Annotated in this window: 18 protein-coding genes; 7 read left to right on the top strand and 11 right to left on the bottom strand. The window is 67.6% G+C overall.

Going from position 1 to position 15,383, the window contains the following annotated elements; all coding sequences use genetic code 11:
• Positions 1-13: 13 nt before the first annotated feature.
• Together O4N75_RS20030 and O4N75_RS20025 are read right to left on the bottom strand one after the other, a co-directional pair.
• On the bottom strand, positions 14-400 hold the full coding sequence (locus O4N75_RS20030; protein ID WP_269627170.1) for a limonene-1,2-epoxide hydrolase family protein: 387 nt from the start codon (positions 398-400) through the stop codon (positions 14-16).
• A gap of 79 nt (positions 401-479) precedes the next feature.
• Positions 480-881, bottom strand: a complete 402-nt coding sequence (locus O4N75_RS20025) for a hypothetical protein (RefSeq protein WP_269627168.1) — start codon at positions 879-881, stop codon at positions 480-482.
• Positions 882-943: 62 nt separating this feature from the next.
• Here O4N75_RS20025 and O4N75_RS20020 point away from each other — a divergent pair, with 62 nt between their 5' ends.
• A complete protein-coding gene (locus O4N75_RS20020) occupies positions 944-1,498 on the top strand; it encodes a TetR/AcrR family transcriptional regulator (RefSeq protein ID WP_269627167.1) in 555 nt (184 codons plus the stop codon).
• A gap of 58 nt (positions 1,499-1,556) precedes the next feature.
• Here the strand turns inward: O4N75_RS20020 and O4N75_RS20015 are convergent, their stop codons facing one another.
• On the bottom strand, positions 1,557-3,653 hold the full coding sequence (locus tag O4N75_RS20015; protein ID WP_269627166.1) for an MASE1 domain-containing protein: 2,097 nt from the start codon (positions 3,651-3,653) through the stop codon (positions 1,557-1,559).
• 79 nt (positions 3,654-3,732) lie between these two features.
• Positions 3,733-4,560, bottom strand: a complete 828-nt coding sequence (locus tag O4N75_RS20010; RefSeq protein ID WP_269627165.1) for a TauD/TfdA family dioxygenase — start codon at positions 4,558-4,560, stop codon at positions 3,733-3,735.
• Between the two features lie 83 nt (positions 4,561-4,643).
• Here O4N75_RS20010 and O4N75_RS20005 point away from each other — a divergent pair, with 83 nt between their 5' ends.
• On the top strand, positions 4,644-5,324 hold the full coding sequence (locus O4N75_RS20005; RefSeq protein ID WP_269627164.1) for a Crp/Fnr family transcriptional regulator: 681 nt from the start codon (positions 4,644-4,646) through the stop codon (positions 5,322-5,324).
• On the opposite strand, the gene O4N75_RS20000 is transcribed toward O4N75_RS20005, so the two are convergent.
• The gene (locus O4N75_RS20000; RefSeq protein ID WP_269627163.1) at positions 5,321-6,214 is read right to left on the bottom strand and encodes an NAD(P)/FAD-dependent oxidoreductase; all 894 of its coding nucleotides are present in this window, start codon (positions 6,212-6,214) and stop codon (positions 5,321-5,323) included. The two genes, O4N75_RS20005 and O4N75_RS20000, sit on opposite strands and share 4 nt — an antisense overlap.
• A 104-nt stretch (positions 6,215-6,318) precedes the next feature.
• Between O4N75_RS20000 and O4N75_RS19995 the strand changes: the two genes are divergently transcribed.
• Positions 6,319-6,756 carry an Rrf2 family transcriptional regulator gene (locus tag O4N75_RS19995; RefSeq protein ID WP_269627162.1) on the top strand — a complete coding sequence of 146 codons (438 nt, stop codon included), beginning with the start codon at positions 6,319-6,321 and terminating at the stop codon, positions 6,754-6,756.
• 58 nt (positions 6,757-6,814) lie between these two features.
• Here O4N75_RS19995 and O4N75_RS19990 read toward each other — a convergent pair whose 3' ends face one another.
• The 3 genes from O4N75_RS19990 to O4N75_RS19980 form a co-directional block, all read right to left on the bottom strand.
• The gene (locus O4N75_RS19990) at positions 6,815-8,629 is read right to left on the bottom strand and encodes an NAD(P)/FAD-dependent oxidoreductase (protein ID WP_269627161.1); all 1,815 of its coding nucleotides are present in this window, start codon (positions 8,627-8,629) and stop codon (positions 6,815-6,817) included.
• Between the two features lie 158 nt (positions 8,630-8,787).
• Positions 8,788-10,305 (bottom strand): hypothetical protein, encoded by a 1,518-nt coding sequence (locus tag O4N75_RS19985; RefSeq protein ID WP_269627160.1) that lies wholly within the window; start codon positions 10,303-10,305, stop codon positions 8,788-8,790.
• Positions 10,306-10,309: 4 nt separating this feature from the next.
• Positions 10,310-11,815, bottom strand: a complete 1,506-nt coding sequence (locus O4N75_RS19980; protein ID WP_269627159.1) for an L-serine ammonia-lyase — start codon at positions 11,813-11,815, stop codon at positions 10,310-10,312.
• A 489-nt stretch (positions 11,816-12,304) separates the two neighbouring features.
• Here O4N75_RS19980 and O4N75_RS19975 point away from each other — a divergent pair, with 489 nt between their 5' ends.
• A complete protein-coding gene (locus tag O4N75_RS19975) occupies positions 12,305-13,336 on the top strand; it encodes an NAD(P)-dependent alcohol dehydrogenase (protein WP_269627158.1) in 1,032 nt (343 codons plus the stop codon).
• Between the two features lie 176 nt (positions 13,337-13,512).
• On the opposite strand, the gene O4N75_RS19970 is transcribed toward O4N75_RS19975, so the two are convergent.
• Together O4N75_RS19970 and O4N75_RS19965 are read right to left on the bottom strand one after the other, a co-directional pair.
• A complete protein-coding gene (locus O4N75_RS19970) occupies positions 13,513-13,890 on the bottom strand; it encodes a hypothetical protein (RefSeq protein WP_269627157.1) in 378 nt (125 codons plus the stop codon).
• 70 nt (positions 13,891-13,960) lie between these two features.
• Positions 13,961-14,143: a hypothetical protein gene (locus O4N75_RS19965; RefSeq protein WP_269627156.1), complete on the bottom strand. Its 183-nt coding sequence runs from the start codon at positions 14,141-14,143 to the stop codon at positions 13,961-13,963.
• Positions 14,144-14,250: 107 nt separating this feature from the next.
• Here O4N75_RS19965 and O4N75_RS19960 point away from each other — a divergent pair, with 107 nt between their 5' ends.
• Positions 14,251-14,460 carry a hypothetical protein gene (locus O4N75_RS19960; RefSeq protein ID WP_269627155.1) on the top strand — a complete coding sequence of 70 codons (210 nt, stop codon included), beginning with the start codon at positions 14,251-14,253 and terminating at the stop codon, positions 14,458-14,460.
• Between the two features lie 49 nt (positions 14,461-14,509).
• Here O4N75_RS19960 and O4N75_RS19955 read toward each other — a convergent pair whose 3' ends face one another.
• Positions 14,510-14,755 (bottom strand): hypothetical protein, encoded by a 246-nt coding sequence (locus tag O4N75_RS19955; RefSeq protein WP_269627154.1) that lies wholly within the window; start codon positions 14,753-14,755, stop codon positions 14,510-14,512.
• A 142-nt stretch (positions 14,756-14,897) separates the two neighbouring features.
• Between O4N75_RS19955 and O4N75_RS19950 the strand changes: the two genes are divergently transcribed.
• Together O4N75_RS19950 and O4N75_RS19945 are read left to right on the top strand one after the other, a co-directional pair.
• The gene (locus O4N75_RS19950) at positions 14,898-15,197 is read left to right on the top strand and encodes a hypothetical protein (RefSeq protein WP_269627153.1); all 300 of its coding nucleotides are present in this window, start codon (positions 14,898-14,900) and stop codon (positions 15,195-15,197) included.
• Entirely contained in the window at positions 15,194-15,370 is a 177-nt protein-coding gene (locus tag O4N75_RS19945; protein ID WP_269627152.1) for a hypothetical protein, read from the top strand. The genes O4N75_RS19950 and O4N75_RS19945 overlap by 4 nt, the downstream gene beginning before the upstream one ends.
• The last annotated feature ends 13 nt before the right edge of the window (positions 15,371-15,383 follow it).

The following is a 15,383-nucleotide window of genomic DNA, read 5'->3' as shown; positions in this document are numbered from 1 at the left end:
TCGCAACGCGGCGTTAGCTCGGCCACTGGCTGAGGATCGTCGCCGCGTCGAAATAGTCCCGCCAGTAGGTGATTAGTCCTCGCTCGACCCGAAACACTCCGGTCACCGGCAACTCGACCCAGCGATCGGCCAGCCGGTGCCGATCGAGCCTTTCCAGGAACACGGTCTCGCCGGCCATGGCGTCTCGCAGGATCACGAACTCGTTCTCGAGCGTCGGGGCGAAGAAAGGCTCAAGAACCGCTCGCATGCCGTCGGGCCCATGGGCTGCGCCGATTGGCGGGGGGTTCACATACTCGAGGCCGGCCGCCACCCTTTGAACGGCACGGGCGTAGTCGAGCCCTTGCATGTCCTTCATGAATCCCCGGACGATCTCGAGCGACGAAGGGGTCTCAGCAGTCATATTGAAGCTCCTTTCGGGGCCGCTCCCCGGGCCCATGGTGTCGAACTGCGCGCGGCTGATGCGAAAGGGAGCGCGCCGATCAGGGCGCGGCGGCCCGCCGGCGCTCTTCTAGAAAGAGGCATCGCGCCAGCATGGCGAACAGGCCGATGCTGCCGCTCAACCCCACGAACAGCAGCCATCGGGCCGGATGCATCCCGACCGCCCTGGCCCGTGGGAAAAGCAGCGCCAGCGCGAGCCCAGCGGCCAGCAGAAGATCGAACCAAATCTGGTTTCCCCAGGCGTTGCGCGTGTGCTCGGCCCAAACGGCGAAGCCCTCGCGAGCGATGGTGAATGCGCTCCACCCGAAGAGGAGGGCCGCGAGAGCGCTAGGCGCGAGCCATGATCCCCGCATGGGCGGACGGTCCGAGGCATGCATCAACCCGATGGCCACGAACGCCAGGGCTGCAATCCAAGGCAGGATTTCGTAGAGGTCGAGGTCCATCGCAATTCCTGTAGCGATCGCTACACGTTTGCACGATGTAGCGGTCGCTACAAGGGGGGAGCATGTCGCCCAGAGACGAGCAACGCGAACGCGTGATCGGAGCTCTGACCGGCCATCTGCTGCGGACCGGGTTGTCGCAGTCCAGCCTGCGGCAACTGGCTGCTGCGGCAGAGGTCAGCGACCGCATGCTGCTCTACTACTTCGTCGACAAGGCCGAGGTGCTCGCACAGGTCATGGCGCGCCTGGCGGCCTCCATGTCGGAGCGGCTGGACGCGGCGATCCCCGAAGACGCCCGGCTCTCGGCGGCCGCTTTGACTGCACGCGCCGCCCGGATCGTCATCGAACCGGACTTCATGCCCTACATGCGCTTGTGGCTTGAGGTAGTGGCCGCCGCGGGAAGAGGCGAGCCGCCCTTTACCCTAATCTCTGCGGAGGTGATGCAGGGCTTCCTGCAATGGATCGAGCAACGGTTGCGTCCTCTCGACGGACACTCCGCGTCTGGTCAGGCGGCGGGGATCCTGGCGCTCGTGGACGGCTTGGTGCTGGTGGAAATCGGCGCCGGCCACGAGGCTGCCCTCCGCGCCGTGGAGGTCCTCGAGGCGTTAGCGAGGGACTGATGGGAAGGCGTCGCCACAGGCGCCGGACTCGAACGCGTCAGCAGGAGACGTTGGCCGTTCAGGATACCGCCGCGGGCTGGACGATGAAATCTGACTCGCGGCTGTTTGCACGCGACGCGCTCGCTGCGAGCGCTTCGATCAGTTCGCGTGGCTGCAGCGGCTTTTGGACAAATCCGTTGAAGAGACGCTCATCGAGGCCCTCTCCGTCTTCCGCCGATCCGGCCGAAAAGGCGATGATCGGGACGCTCCTGTTCGGCCCGTCGCTCTCCCGAAGGATTGCAGCGGCTTGGCGTCCGCCCAGCACAGGCATGTTCAAGTCCATGAGGACGATGTCAAAGGTCGCTGCCCGGGCCTGTTCTACCGCTTCGGCTCCGTTCGTCGCCTCCACGACGTCAAAGCCGATCGCCTCCAGGAAGTGCCTGGCGATATGACGATTTCCTGGGTTGTCGTCGGCGACCAGGACTCTTCCTTCAAATTGCTGGCCGATGGCGCGCTGTGGAGGCGAAGGCTCAGCCGCCAATGGGCGCGTCGACTGCGCAGGGATTTCCAGCCAGAAGGTGCTGCCGCCGCCGGGCGCGCTGTCGACCCCCACGGACCCGTTCATAGCTTCTGCGAGCTGGCGGCAGATCGACAATCCGAGCCCGGTTCCAGGCGCTGCTGCGCCAGCCTCCGTCTGTGCATATCGGTCGAAGACCAACGAGGCCTGCTCCGGAGCAACGCCTGGCCCGTTGTCGGTCACCTCAAGCCGTAGAATGCCCCGATCAGCATCATACGGGGTTCGCAGGCGAACCTCGCCCGTGGGACTGAACTTCACCGCATTGCTAAGGTAGTTCACAAGGATCTGGTTGAGCCGAGGCCCGTCGACCATCAGGGTCCAGTCAGGACCGTCCTCATGCACCAACTTCAGGCCCTTGGCGTCGGCCTGGGGCTCCAGCAATTCGAGCGCCTTTCGGCCCAACGCGCGCAGCCCGGTCGGCTGAGGCCTGATCACCAATCGGCCCGCCTCGAGCTTGGAGAAGTCGAGCAGGTCGTTCACGGTCTGCAGAAGGCCCTCGCCCGCACCGACGATCTTTTCAATCTTAGAGGCCAGCGATGCTGGAGCTTCATCCTGCGCGATGCGGGCGAAGCCGATCATGCTGGTCACCGGCGTCCGCAGCTCGTGGGTCATTTCCGCCAGAAAAGTCGCTTTCATCTCCGCAGCGACTTCCGCCGCCTGGCGAGCCTTGCTCTCCTCCATCAACGCCCGTTCCTGCGCCGCAACGGCGGCGATGCTGGCGATCGCTAGTTGCTCTCGAAGCACGCGCCTGTCCCGCAGGACGGCGCCGACGACGAGACTTGTCAGCATTAGCGATGTCAGAAAGCCGTGCAGCAGAAGCATCGCGTCGGCCCCTGCGCCCTGGGCCGCGATTGGACCTCGCCCCCATAGGGTTGCGCCGATCGTCGACAGTCCCACCATGGCGCCGCCCAGGGCGGCGCCCACGCGCTCAAGTCTGAAGACGACCCACATCAATACTGGCGCGATGAGAAACAACGCCGCCACAGCAGAGCTGCTCAGGGCGACGACGAGCACGACGCCCAGCCCCCCGAGACAAAGCAGCGCGCCAGGCTCAGGGCGCCGTTCGAGCAGATCCTCGCGCATATCCGCCAAGGCCAGCAGAAGCGGCGTTGCGACCAGAAGCCCCATCGCATTGGAGACCATCCAGCGGATCATTTGACCGGCCGGCCGATCGAACGGCTCGCCAGTCAGGTGTCCGCTGGCCACGAGCGTGCCGGCGCCTGGCGCGATGAGACCGCAAACCACAATGAACAGGATCAGGTCCCGTCGACTGGAGAAGTCGGGAGCGGCGCCGATTAATGCGCGGATCAGGAGGAGCGCGATGAGGACTTCGGCGACATCGCTGGCGGCGAAGTGCACGGCTGAGTCAAGCGCGTCCAGGAAGCCAGGATAGGCAAGCAGATTGCCGGCGAACCCTGCGAGCATCAACATAGGCCAGCCGCTGGGAGGAGCCCTCAGCGACAGAGCCAGCAGGAACCCGTTCGCAAGCCAGATTGGCGCGACCAGCCCCGAACGCTCCGGGATCTCTATGCAGAACCAAGCCAGGCCGTACACGCCTGCAAGCGCCAGCAGGAAAAACCCCGCTTGGCGAACAGGCATGGCGATACGGCTTCTCGGCGGATCTTGGAGCACGCCGTCCCAAATAGCGGCGAGGGGTTAAAAGGCGGAAAAGGCGCCCCTAAGCCGCCAGCGGGCCGCCGGCGATGGTGATGCGGTGCATCAGCCGGTGGTGGCCCTGATAGTCGTTCATCGCCTGGTGCCAGGTGGCGCGGTTGTCCCAGATCGCCATCGAGCCGGGCTTCCAGGCGAAGCGGTGGACGAACTCCGGCTTCACCGCATGCTGGTAGAGATAGGCCAGCAGGGCGCGGCTCTCCTCGCGGCTCCAGCCCTCGAAGCCGAGCGTGAAGGCCGGGTTCACATAGAGCGCCTTCCTGCCGCTGCCCGGGTGGGTGATCACCACCGGGTGCGTCGCGCTGGGGGTGTCGGTCTTGCCGGCCAGGTGCGCCTGGTCGGTCTTTCCGTATACCCCGTCCATTCCATAGATGTGCTCGGAGGCATGCACCGCCCGCAAGGACGCCAGCGTCGCCTTCAGCCCGTCCGACAGCGCCTCGTAGGCGGCGTACATGTCGGCGAACATGGTGTCGCCGCCGCTCGGCGGGGTCTCGATGGCCAGCAGCACCGAGCCCATGGCCGGCTCGGCGTCATAGCTGTGGTCGGTGTGCCAGCCGCCGCCGATATTGGTGGTCTGGGCCTCGGTCTTCTCGACCTTGGCGATCTGCGGGTACTTCTCCGAGGGCGGGAAGTAGCGGTTGACCACGATCGGCCCGATCTGCTCGGCGAAGGCGATGTGCTGCTCGGGGCTCAGGTGCTGGCCGTGCAGGAAGGCGACGCCGCGGCGAAAGACGGTCTGGCGGATCAGGTCGATCTCGGCGGCGCTGGCCTCGGGCAGCGAGATGTTGGCGATCTCGGCGCCGCAGCCTTCGGTGTCGCGGACGATGGCGGTCATGTTGGTCGCCTCCCTGGCGTGATGTTGCGCAAAATCTAGGAACGCTGCTCGCCGAAGATTGTCACCCAGGTTACAGTCTTGCCATGACCGACGATCGCGGCAAGGCGCTGGCGGTGCTGCTGGGCTCGGCTTGGCTGGCGCCGCATGGCCGCGAGCTGGCTGAGGCGCTGCTGGCCGAGGGCCAGCTCGCCCGGCTCGCCGCTGGCCGCTGGGCCCAGGCCGAGGGCGACGAGGCGGCGGGCGTGCTGGTGGTGATCGAGGGCGCGGTCGACCTCTATTGCCAGGCGCCCGGCGACCGCGAGGTGCGCTTCAGCCAGTCCGGGCCCGGCGCAGCGCTGGGCCAGAGCGTGGCCTTCGGCGGCGGGCCTCGGATCGTCACCGCGGTCTGCGCCCAGGACAGCCTGCTGCTCCGGGTCTCCGACGCCGGGCTCGAGCGCATCGCCCGCACCCGGCCCGAGGTCTGGCGCGCGGTCGCCGCGCTCGTCTACCTGCAGCTGCGCGGCGCGGTGCGGATGGCGGCCGACGCCATCGCCCTGCCGCCGCGCCAGCGGCTGGCTTCGCGGCTGCTGGCCCTGGCCCGCAGCCGCCAGGGCCCGCCCGAGCTGCGGCTCAGCCAGCAGGCCCTGGCCGAGATGGTCGGGCTCAGCCGCAAGACCGTCAACGGCCTGCTGCTCGAGTTCGCCCGCGAGGGCTTGATCGACCTCGACTATGGCGGGCTCGCCGTGCTCGACCTGCGCCGGCTCGAGCGGGTGGCGGAAAGCTAGAGTCCGACCAGCGACTGGTGCGCGCCAAACCCGGCCATTGCGCCCGCCGCCGAGGCCAGCGTGCCGTTGTGCATCTGCATCGCTAGGTCGCCGGCCGCATAGACGCCCGGGATGCTGGTCTGCTGCCTGTCGTCGACCCGCACATAGGGGCCGCTCATGCCGTCCTCGAAGGCGCAGCCCAGCTGCTCGGCCAGCGGGCTGGCCGGGCGGGTGCGCGGGGCGACGAACAGGCCGGCGAGCGCGATCTCGCGGCCGTCGGCCAGCCGCGCCGCCGACAGCCGCGGCGCTTCGCCGATCAGCTGCGCGATGGGCGCAGCCTCGATGGCGACCCCACGCGCGGCCAGCTTGGCCGCCGTCTCGGTTTCGGGCGCCGCGCCGCCCTGCAGGAAGAGGGTGGTCGGCCCCCACTCGGCGATCAGCCCGGCCTTGAGCGCCAGGGCTGGGTCTCCGCCGAGCAGGCCCAGCGGCCCGCGGTTCATCTCGTAGCCGTGGCAGTAGGGACAGTGCAGCACGCTCATTCCCCAGCGTTCGGCCAGGCCCGGCAGGTCGGGCAGGGCGTCGCGCACCCCGGTGGCCAGGATCAGCCGCCGCGCCGCCAGCGGGGCCCCGTCGTCCAGTTCGACCCGGAAGGCGTCGATCTCGCCCCAGGCGCGGGTCGCCAGCCCGTCGGCGAACTCGACGCTGGGATAGGCGCTGAGTTGGTTGAGGCCCGTGCGCATGATCGTCGCCGGCGCCACGCCGTCCTGGCCGAGGAACCCGTGCGCCGCCTCGGCGAAGCGGTTGCGCGGCGCCCCGGCGTCGATCACCAGCAGCTTGCGCCGCGCCCGCGCCAGCTGCATCGCCGCAGACAGGCCCGCGAAGCTCGCCCCCACCACGATCGCGTCGTACATCGTCCATCTCCGTATTCGATACTTTCGAAGTTACGGATATGGGCGTGGCGATCGTTTCCGCAACTGTCCTTGTTACGATTGTGCGCAGGGGCCATATCTGCGCCATGCGCACCGACAGCCGACTTTCGCGAATGCTGCACGCCCTGATCCACATGGACCGGCTGGGCGGGCGGGCGACCTCAGAGCAGCTGGCGGCGATGCTGGCGACCAATCCGGTGGTGGTGCGCCGCACCATGGCCGGCCTGCGCCGCGACGGGCTGGTGGCCTCGGAGTCCGGGCAGGGCGGCGGCTGGGCGCTGGCCCGGCGCCTCGACGACATCACCCTGCTGGACATCTACCGGGCCCTGGGCGAGCCGGCGCTGTTCGCCATCGGCCAGTCGCGGGACCACCCCGAATGCCTGGTCGAGCAGGCGGTCAACGGCGCGCTGGAGGGAACCCTCAGTCAGGCCCGCGACCTGATCTCCGCGCGGTTCGCGGCCGTCACCCTCGGGGATCTCTCCCGCGATTTCGACGACCGCTTCGCAGCCGGTAGAGGGGCGTGACAGCTTCAAGTGGAAGCCGGTTGAAGCGCCCGTCACGCCCCAAAATAAAGGACGGCGCTTAACGGAATTCCAGACCTTCGAACTGGCCCGATTTCCGCCAGCCGTCGATGTACTGGAAGTAGGCGCTGGCCCCGGCCGGATAGCCGACGTTCAGCTTGGCCGCCGGGCCCGGGTCCTGGCCTTCGTTGTTGTAGTAGCCGGGCGTGCAGTCCGGCGCCCCGGTCATCCGGCCCATGCTGGTCAGCATCAGCGCCACCCAGGCCTCCTGCGCCGCCGCGCTGACCTCGACCTCGCGGAAGCCGCCGTCCAGCGCGTGCTTGATGACGAGCGCGATCGTGCGGCCGGAGTCGGTCAGGTTGTGCGGAATGTTCGAGATCAGGTTCGCGCCCTGGGTCGGCTGTACGAAGAAGGCGTTCGGGAAGCCGCGCACGTGGATGCCGTGCTTGGACTTGATCCCCTCGCCCCAGGCCTCCGACAGGGTCAGGCCGTCGCGGCCCGTCACCTCGAAGCCCGAGCGGCGCTTGTAGTCGGTGCCGACCTCGAAGCCCGAGGCGTAGATGATGCAGTCGACCTCGTGCTCGACCCCGCCGACCACGAAGCCGTTCTCCGTGACCGCCTCGACGCCCTGGCCGTCGGTGTCGATCAGCCGTACGCCCGGAACGTTGAACGCCTGCAGATAGGCGTCGTGGAAGCACGGCCGCTTGCACAGCTGCCGGTACCAGGCCTTCAGCTTCTCGGAGGTCTCGCCGTCCTGCACGATCGCCGCGGCCCGCGCGCGGATCTCCTCCATCTTTTCGAAGTCGGAGTCCTCATAGGCGGCCAGCATCTTCTGCGGCGTGCGCTCGCCCGGCGGCAGCTGGGCGATCTTCTCGCGGATGCGCCGCGACAGGTCGGTCCAGCCGTCCATCACCAGGTCGACCTCGGCGTTTCCGCCGGCCTGGTTGGCGGTGAAGTTCTCCAGCCAGCGTTGCTGCCAGCCGGGGGTGGCGATGCTCGCGAACCACTCCGGATCGATCGGCGCGTTGGCCCGCACGTCCACCGAGGACGGCGTGCGCTGCACGACGTAGAGTTCTTTGCAGGCGCGGGCCAGGTGCGGCACGGCCTGCACGCTGGTCGCCCCGGTGCCGATGATCGCCACCCGCTTGTCGGCCAGCTTCTCCATCAGCGCCCCGCTCGGGTCGCCGCCGGTATAGTCATAATCCCAGCGGCTGGTGTGGAAGGCGTGGCCCTTGAAGGCCTCGATGCCGGGAATGCCGGGCAGCTTGGGCACGTGCAGCGGCCCGGTGCCCAGGCCGATGAAACTGGCGGTGAAGACATCGCCGCGGTTGGTCGAGATCACCCAGCGGCTGGCCGCCTCGTCCCAGGCGATGTCGGTCACCTCGGTGTGGAAGAGGGCGTTGTCATAGAGGCCGTACTGCTTCCCGATCCGCTGGCACTGGGCCAGGATCTCCGGCGCGTGGGCGTACTTCTCGGTCGGCATGTGACCGGTTTCTTCCAGCAGCGGCATATAGATCATCGAGGCGGTGTCGCACTGCGCGCCCGGATAGCGGTTCCAGTACCAGGTGCCGCCGAAGTCGCCGCCCTTCTCGACGATGCGCACGTCGGTGACGCCCTGCTCGACCAGCCGCGCCCCGGTCACCAGCCCGGCGAAGCCGCCGCCGACGAAGGCGAAGGTCACATGGTCGGTCTTCGGCTCGCGCTCGGCCACCGGAGTATAGGGATCCTGCGCATAGTGGGCGAAGCGGCCGGTCAGCTGCTGGTACTGGTCGTTGCCGTCGGCCCGCAGCCGCTTGACGCGCTCGGCGACGTACTTGGCCAGCAGCGCCTGCTTGTCGATCCGCCCCTTGGCGGGCGCGTCGGTGACGGCAGTCATGCAGAATTCCCCAACTTTATCAATCTATTGCCGCCGTGGTGGGCGCCCGGCCAAAGCCGAACGATCACTCTCTGCGGCTCGTTGTTTTTCGAATGTACAGTATGTTATCGGCGTTCTGCAATCGGGCAAGCGGCGACCCGCCGGTCAGGTTTCCAGGATCAGAAGGCCAGCACCGCCTGGACCATCGGCACCCAGGCCGTCAGGCCGGCCGTGTAGGGGGTGAAGACGCCGCCATAGGGCACGTCGACCACGCGCATCACCTCGGCGGTCAGCCACATGCGCTCGGTCGGGACGAAGTACCACTTCACCCCCACCCCGGCCTCCCAGGAGTCGCGGAACTCGCCGAACACCATCGAGCCGCGGCCGTAGGCCATCACCTTCTTCGGCACGATGAACGCCGCCCCGGACAGCTCGAAGCCGTGGTCGAACATGGTGTCGATCGGCATCGGGCCGTCGGCCTTGAAGTCGTCGATCCAGCGGAAATAGTACTGCCCGTTCAGCGACCAGCCGTACTTCTTCAGGCCGACGTCGATCGCCCACATCCGGTAAGTGGCGTTGTCCACCGTCACGCCGGGCGCGAAGGCGCCGGTGGCGAAGGTCAGCACGCCGTCCGAATTGTGCATCGAGGTGTTCTCGGGACTCGACTGATCGAGGTCTGAGAAGCGGTCTTCCCTGGCCCACGTGAACGACGTGCCCAAGCGCACGCGCAGATCCGGCGAGGCGTAGTAGTCGTCGTACATGTTTCGCGACTTGCCGGGCGGGCCAAAGTCGCCGAGCGGCTCCCACCACAGGCTGCCCGACGCCATCAGGTTCTCGTCGATCTTGGCCGCCGAGATGTTCAACGTGTTCAGGCCGTTGCCGACGAAGGCCAGGTAATGCAGGTCCTTGGTGATGTCCCCGTTGGCCCAGATCCCCTGCGTGAAGCCGGGGCGGAAGAAGTTGTCGGCCATGGTCCGGTCGGTCGACTGGAAGAACGGGAAGGTGTTCACCAGCGAGCGGCTGCCCGGCACGCCGGTATAGCCGCCGGTCAGGGTGAAGGCCTTGTTGAACTGCCAGCCGATGTTGCCGGCGATGACGATCGAGTTCGACCCGGCCGAGGTCCAGACCGTCGAGCTGTAGCGCAGCCGCGGATCGAAGATGTAGCCGCCGAGGATGAACATCGTGCGATTGACGGTGATGTCGTTGCGCAGGTTGACCGCGCGCTCGGCGCCCAGATGGTCGGTGAAGGTCTCCTCGCCCGAGGTGGTGTTCAGATACCGGACCTGGGAATTGATGTTGTATTTCAGCAGGAACGGGACGTCGGCGTCCGGCGGCGTCTGCCAGATCACGATGCCGTCCTGATAGCGCTCGGCCAGCTTCTGGCCCATCGACTCGCCAGAGCTTTTCACCGTCGTCAGCGGCGGGGCGAGCGCGGCCTGCGCAGGCGGGGCCGCCGCCGGGGCCGGCCGCGGCGCGGCGGCGGTCTGGCCGTCCAGCTGCTGCTGCAGCCGGCCGAGCGTCGCGGTCAGCGCCTGCTGCTGCTGCTCCATGGCCCGCAATTGCGCCTGCAGCGCGGAGACCTGCTGCTGCAGCTCGGCGGTCGTCGCCGGCCGATCCTGGGCTTGGGCCGCGGTCGCGAACGCGGCGCTCAGCGCGCCGGCTGCGATCGCGCGCCGGACTGTCGCCCCCGGCCCCATGGCCTCAGCAGAGCACGAGCGAAACGGCCAGGCCGCCTTCGGAGGTCTCCTTGTACTTGGAGTTCATCTCCTTGGCGGTGAGCGCCATGGCGTCGACCGTCGAGTCGAAATCGACGCGCCGGTTGGCGGGGATCTCGTTCTTGGCGATGAGATAGCCGGTCCAGGCCTTCACCGCCCCGAACGCGCAGCGCTCGATGCAGGGGATCTGCACGAAGCCGGCGACCGGATCGCAGGTCATGCCCAGGTGGTGCTCCAGCGCGCCCTCGGCGGCGTTGGCCGCCACCTGCGGCGCGTCGCCATAGGCCTGGGCGATGGCCGCCGCGCCCATGGCCGAGGCGACGCCGATCTCGGCCTGGCATCCGCCCTCGGCCGCCGACAGGGTCGCGTTGTGCTTACAGAGGTAGCCGATAACGGCGCCGGCTAGCAGCGCTTCGCGCAGCTTCTCCTTCGACATCTTCACGCCGTTCGGCCCCAGTGAGTAGATGACCGCTGGCAGGACCCCGGCCGAGCCGCCGGTCGGGGCGGTGATCACCAAGTGACCGCGGGCGTTCTCCTCCGAGCCGGCCAGGGCGTAGGCCGCGACGAGCCCGATGGCGCGGCGCGCATCGCCCTCCTGCTTCTGGGCGCTCTGATAGACGTCGTGCGCCTTGGTCTTCAGCTTTATCGGTCCGGGCAGGGTCGAGGTCGGCGCCGCGAGCCCGGTCTTCACCGTTGCGTCCATGGCTCCGAGGATCTTGTCGAGGAAGGCGTCGATCTCGGCGTCGCTCTTGCCCGAGATCGCCGTCTCGTTGGCGCGCGCCAACTGGGCGATCGAGATCTTGTCGCGGTTGCAGTGCTCGATGACTTGGCTGATCCGCTCGTACGGATACTTCGGCGGGTTCTTCTTCGGCGGCTCGTAGCCCTTCCACTCGATGAAGCCGCCGCCGACCGAATAGTATTCCTGCTCCAGCAGCACCTTGTCGCCGGCCATCAGCTTGGCGGTCATGGTGTTGGGGTGGTGGAAGTCGCCCTTGGTGGCGTCATAGACGATATTCTTCAGCGAGACCGGGATCTCCTTGTTCCCGAGCTTGACCTTGAAAGTCTGGTCCGGGTTGGTGGCCAGGCTGTCGAGGAAGGCGGGGTCGACCGTCGCCGGCTCCTTGCCGATCAGCCCGGCCAGCGCCGCGCGCTCGGTGCCATGGCCCTTGCCGGTGGCGCTCAGGCTGCCGAACAGGTTCACCTGCAGCGCCGTGGCGGTGTCCAGCTGGGCGGCGGGCAGCTTCGTGCAGCGTTGATAGAAGTCGTAGGTGATCCGCATCGGCCCGATGGTGTGCGACGACGACGGGCCGGGACCGACCTTGTAGAATTCGTCCACCAGGGTCATCACCGGCCCCTTGGACTTCTTCACGACATTGAGGCTGGGATCGAGCTTCACCGAGTCCTGCGGCGAGGTCGCCGGCGTCTGCGCATAGGCCGCGATGGGCCGACCGGTCAGGGTCGCGATGGCCGCGGCCATCGCGCTGCGCACCATGAACGCACGCCGATCCGAGCCGGCGGGCGGCTCGCTCGTATCCAGTTGCGGGACGGGATTGTCTTCTAAGACATCTTCACTGGCCATCACACCCTGCGCCTCTTGAAGAAATCAGCAGGCTGAAGGATGCGGCCGAAAGCGCTGGCTTAGCATAGGGTGAAGTGCGTAGACGCCCTGCGCGTTTTCCCTAAGGACTCGATGCCTGGGGTGTTGCGCGGGTAGACGGAGGTGGGCGGATCGGCAGGAACTCGGGGCGCGGAACGGGCGGGCAATACTGTGCGTGTCGCGCTCGGCGCTGTGCTTGGTAAGCGCCTGCTTGTCGATCTGCCCCTTGGCGATCGCGTCGTCGTCGGCTTGGCGAGCCTCGACAGCGGACAAGAACTGGCGAGCTTGGAACTCGGTCTCTAACGCTAGGGACTGATCCCCCCCCATTGCCTTCCCCGACGCCACGCCCCCAAACTCCCCGCTCCACAACCAGGAGTTCCCGGCATGAAGGCTGTCCGCTTCATCGCCTCCGGCCGCCCGCCTGAGGTCGTCGACATTCCGAAGCCCGTGCCCGGTCCCGGCCAGGTGCTGGTGCGGATGGGCGGGGCCGGGGTCTGCCACTCCGACCTGCACGTGCTCGACCACGGCTTCAGCGTGCCGGGCCCCTTCACCCTCGGCCACGAGAATGCCGGCTGGATCGAGCAGCTCGGCGAGGGCGTGAGCGGCTGGAAGGAGGGCGATCCCGTCGCCGTCTACGGTCCCTGGGGCTGCGGCCAGTGCAAGACCTGCCAGTCCTCGGCCGAGAACTATTGCGAGCGCCACGCCTCCATTCCCAGCTACGGCGGCGGCCTCGGCTCCGACGGCGGCATGGCCGAGTTCATGATCGTCCCCTCGGCGCGGCTGCTGGTGCCGCTCGGCGGCCTCGACCCGCTGGCCGCCGCCCCGCTCAGCGACGCGGCCCTGACCCCCTATCACGCGATCAAGGCGGCGCTGCCGCTGCTGACCCCCGACGCCACGGTGCTGGTGCTCGGCGTCGGCGGCCTCGGCCACATGGCCGTGCAGATCCTCCAGGCGATGACCTCGGCGAAGATCATCGCCGGCGACATCGACGAGGCCAAGCTCGCGCACGCCCGCCAGCTCGGCGTCGCCCACACGATCAACACCCGCAACGGCGACCTCGCGGTGGAGGAGATCTCCGACCTCGCCGGCCCGCGCGGGATCAGCGTGGCGCTGGACTTCGTCGGCGCCCAACCGACCGTCGACCTCTGCGCGCGCACGGTCGGCCGCGCCAGCCGCCTGACCATCGTCGGCCTGGCCGGCGGCGTGCTCAGCTATTCGGCGAACAACCCGCCCTACGGCACCCAGGTCTCCATCCCCTACTGGGGCTCGCGCACCGAGCTGATGGAGGTCATCGCGCTGGCGCAGTCCGGCGCCATCAAGGCCGACATCGAGACCTTCGCCCTCGACCAGGCCGTCGATGTCTACCAGCGCCTGCGCGAGGGCAAGATCCACGGCCGGGCGGTGCTGCGGCCCTGACGGGGCGCCTATCCCCGAGTGTCATCCCGGTTTCGGCGTAGCCGAAGACCGGGACCCATTCGCGTCTGAATCCGAAGAACGGGGCGCCGCCGAGTTGCTGCCTGCCCCATCCGGTGTTCATGGGTCCCGGTCTTGCTTCGCAAACCGGGATGACACCCGCGGTGCGGGCCCGGCGCTCACGGCCCGAACCGCCCGCGCACCAGCTGCAGCCGCACCGGCCGGCCGTCCAGCGCCTTCGACGTCCAGGCGACGGTCGCCGCATCGTTCGGGACCGGCGTGCAATAGACGATCGGGGCCGGGAACGGGCGCAGCTGGCGCAGGCAGATCTCAGTCCCCTTCAGGCTCCAGCGCCCGCTGGACCGCTGCCCGCGCCGGCCGCTGGCGCTATAGCCGCCGTCTTCGTCGAACCAGATGTGCTGGGTCTTGCCGTCGGCGAAGGTCGAGACGACGGTGTTGCCGAACGCCGCCTCGATCGGCGGCGCGGCGCGAGCAAGGCCTGGAGCCTGGCCCGCCGCCAGCGCGAAAGCCAGGACGAGCGGCGCCGCGATTCGCATGGCGCGAGCCTGCACGCCCTCTGCGTCAGCCGCGCGACAGTCGCGCTTTGGATCGGTGGCGGCGGCTGCGCTACTGATGGATCGTGCGGTCGCCGCGTTCCTGTTCGCTGTTGAGGCGCTCGACGATTTCCTCCGCCATGAACGCGGCCAGCCCGGCCAGTCGAACGCGATTGAGGATCACGGTCATCCCGGTCCAACGATCGAACACCGTCCAACCGGCCTCGTCGCGGCGCGCTTCGTACTGGAGCGTCATGACCTCCGCCTCCCATGTCGCCTTCGAAGCCCCGGCCGCGGGGCGTTCGGGCGGGGCAGGTGGGATTGATATGGCGCGGCCCAGGCGCGAGGCGTACCGTCCCCGTCATGGAAACGCCCGCTGACATTCGGCGACGCTGGTCGTACCTCCGAGGCCTGCTGATCGAGCAGCTCGCGCGCTTCGAAGACGGCTCCTACCAGATCATGTCCGACAGCAAGGATGTCAGCGTCGAGACCATCTATCAGCTGCGAGACGCGATCAGGGACTTCGACGCCCTCATCGCCGCCAGCGAAACCCGCTGTCCACCCGAGGGGTGACGGGCCTGCGCCGCTACGTCCACCGGCCGCGAGGCGCCGGACGCGCGGGCTATTTGTCCTTGGCGGTGCGTGACGCCGCGCAGAGGTCGCGGATCTGGCGCTTGAGCAGCGGTCCCTCGATCTGAGCCACGCTGAATCCTTCGACGCGAAGACGGTCGACAACGGCCCCTACTCCCGGAAATTCCCCCGTTCTGGCGAGTTGAAATGCACGTTCTAGTGGTGTGTGGCGAAAATCCATAAAGTATAAACCGATCAAAATTGAAATCGTTGCGGCGAAACCGACGAGTTGTCGCATTTTCCATAAATTACAAATTTTGTTTCGAGTCTCCAAAAATGAGCGTAACCTTCAAGTTGGGTGACGTTATGACTGAGTTTTTACTGAAATCTGGAAGCTTTTAGCTGCACCGGGAAGCTCCCTGCCTCAGCCGGAGCCGACAATGAAACTCTATATGATCTACCCCGCCAAAGCAGATGGCGTGTCCGCCAGCTTCGAGGCGATCTACTGTTCCAGCGACGCGAGCGCCTCGCGGCGAGCGTCGGCGGTGCTCAGCGAACACGACAGCGCGACCAAGGTTTCGGTGTGGCAAGGCGACCGGCTGGTGTCGTCCAGAGGCGGGGCCTTATCTCAGGAGCGCCAGAACGCGCCGGCGCTGACGGTGGGGGAGCAGGCCCCCGACTATTCGCCGCCGATGTCTTGCCCGTCCCCGCGCGCCGCCGGCGAAGCGGGGCGATCATGACGCCGCTGGTTTCGCGACTTCCCCTCAACTCGATCATCCAATTGAGGAAGTGGCTACGGACCGCAGCGCCCTACGAGATCGAACAGCTGCTGCTGGAGATCGCGTTCTGGCCGCCGGATGGCCGGGAGACCCTCGTTGCGATCATCAAGGAAGAGCGCCCCACAACGCATTGAGCCTGAGCGACAT

It is taken from the genome of Phenylobacterium sp. NIBR 498073, from assembly GCF_027286305.1.
GTDB lineage: Bacteria > Pseudomonadota > Alphaproteobacteria > Caulobacterales > Caulobacteraceae > Phenylobacterium.
Note: the sequence above shows the minus strand (reverse complement) of the source record. Positions and strands in the feature narration are given on the sequence as shown.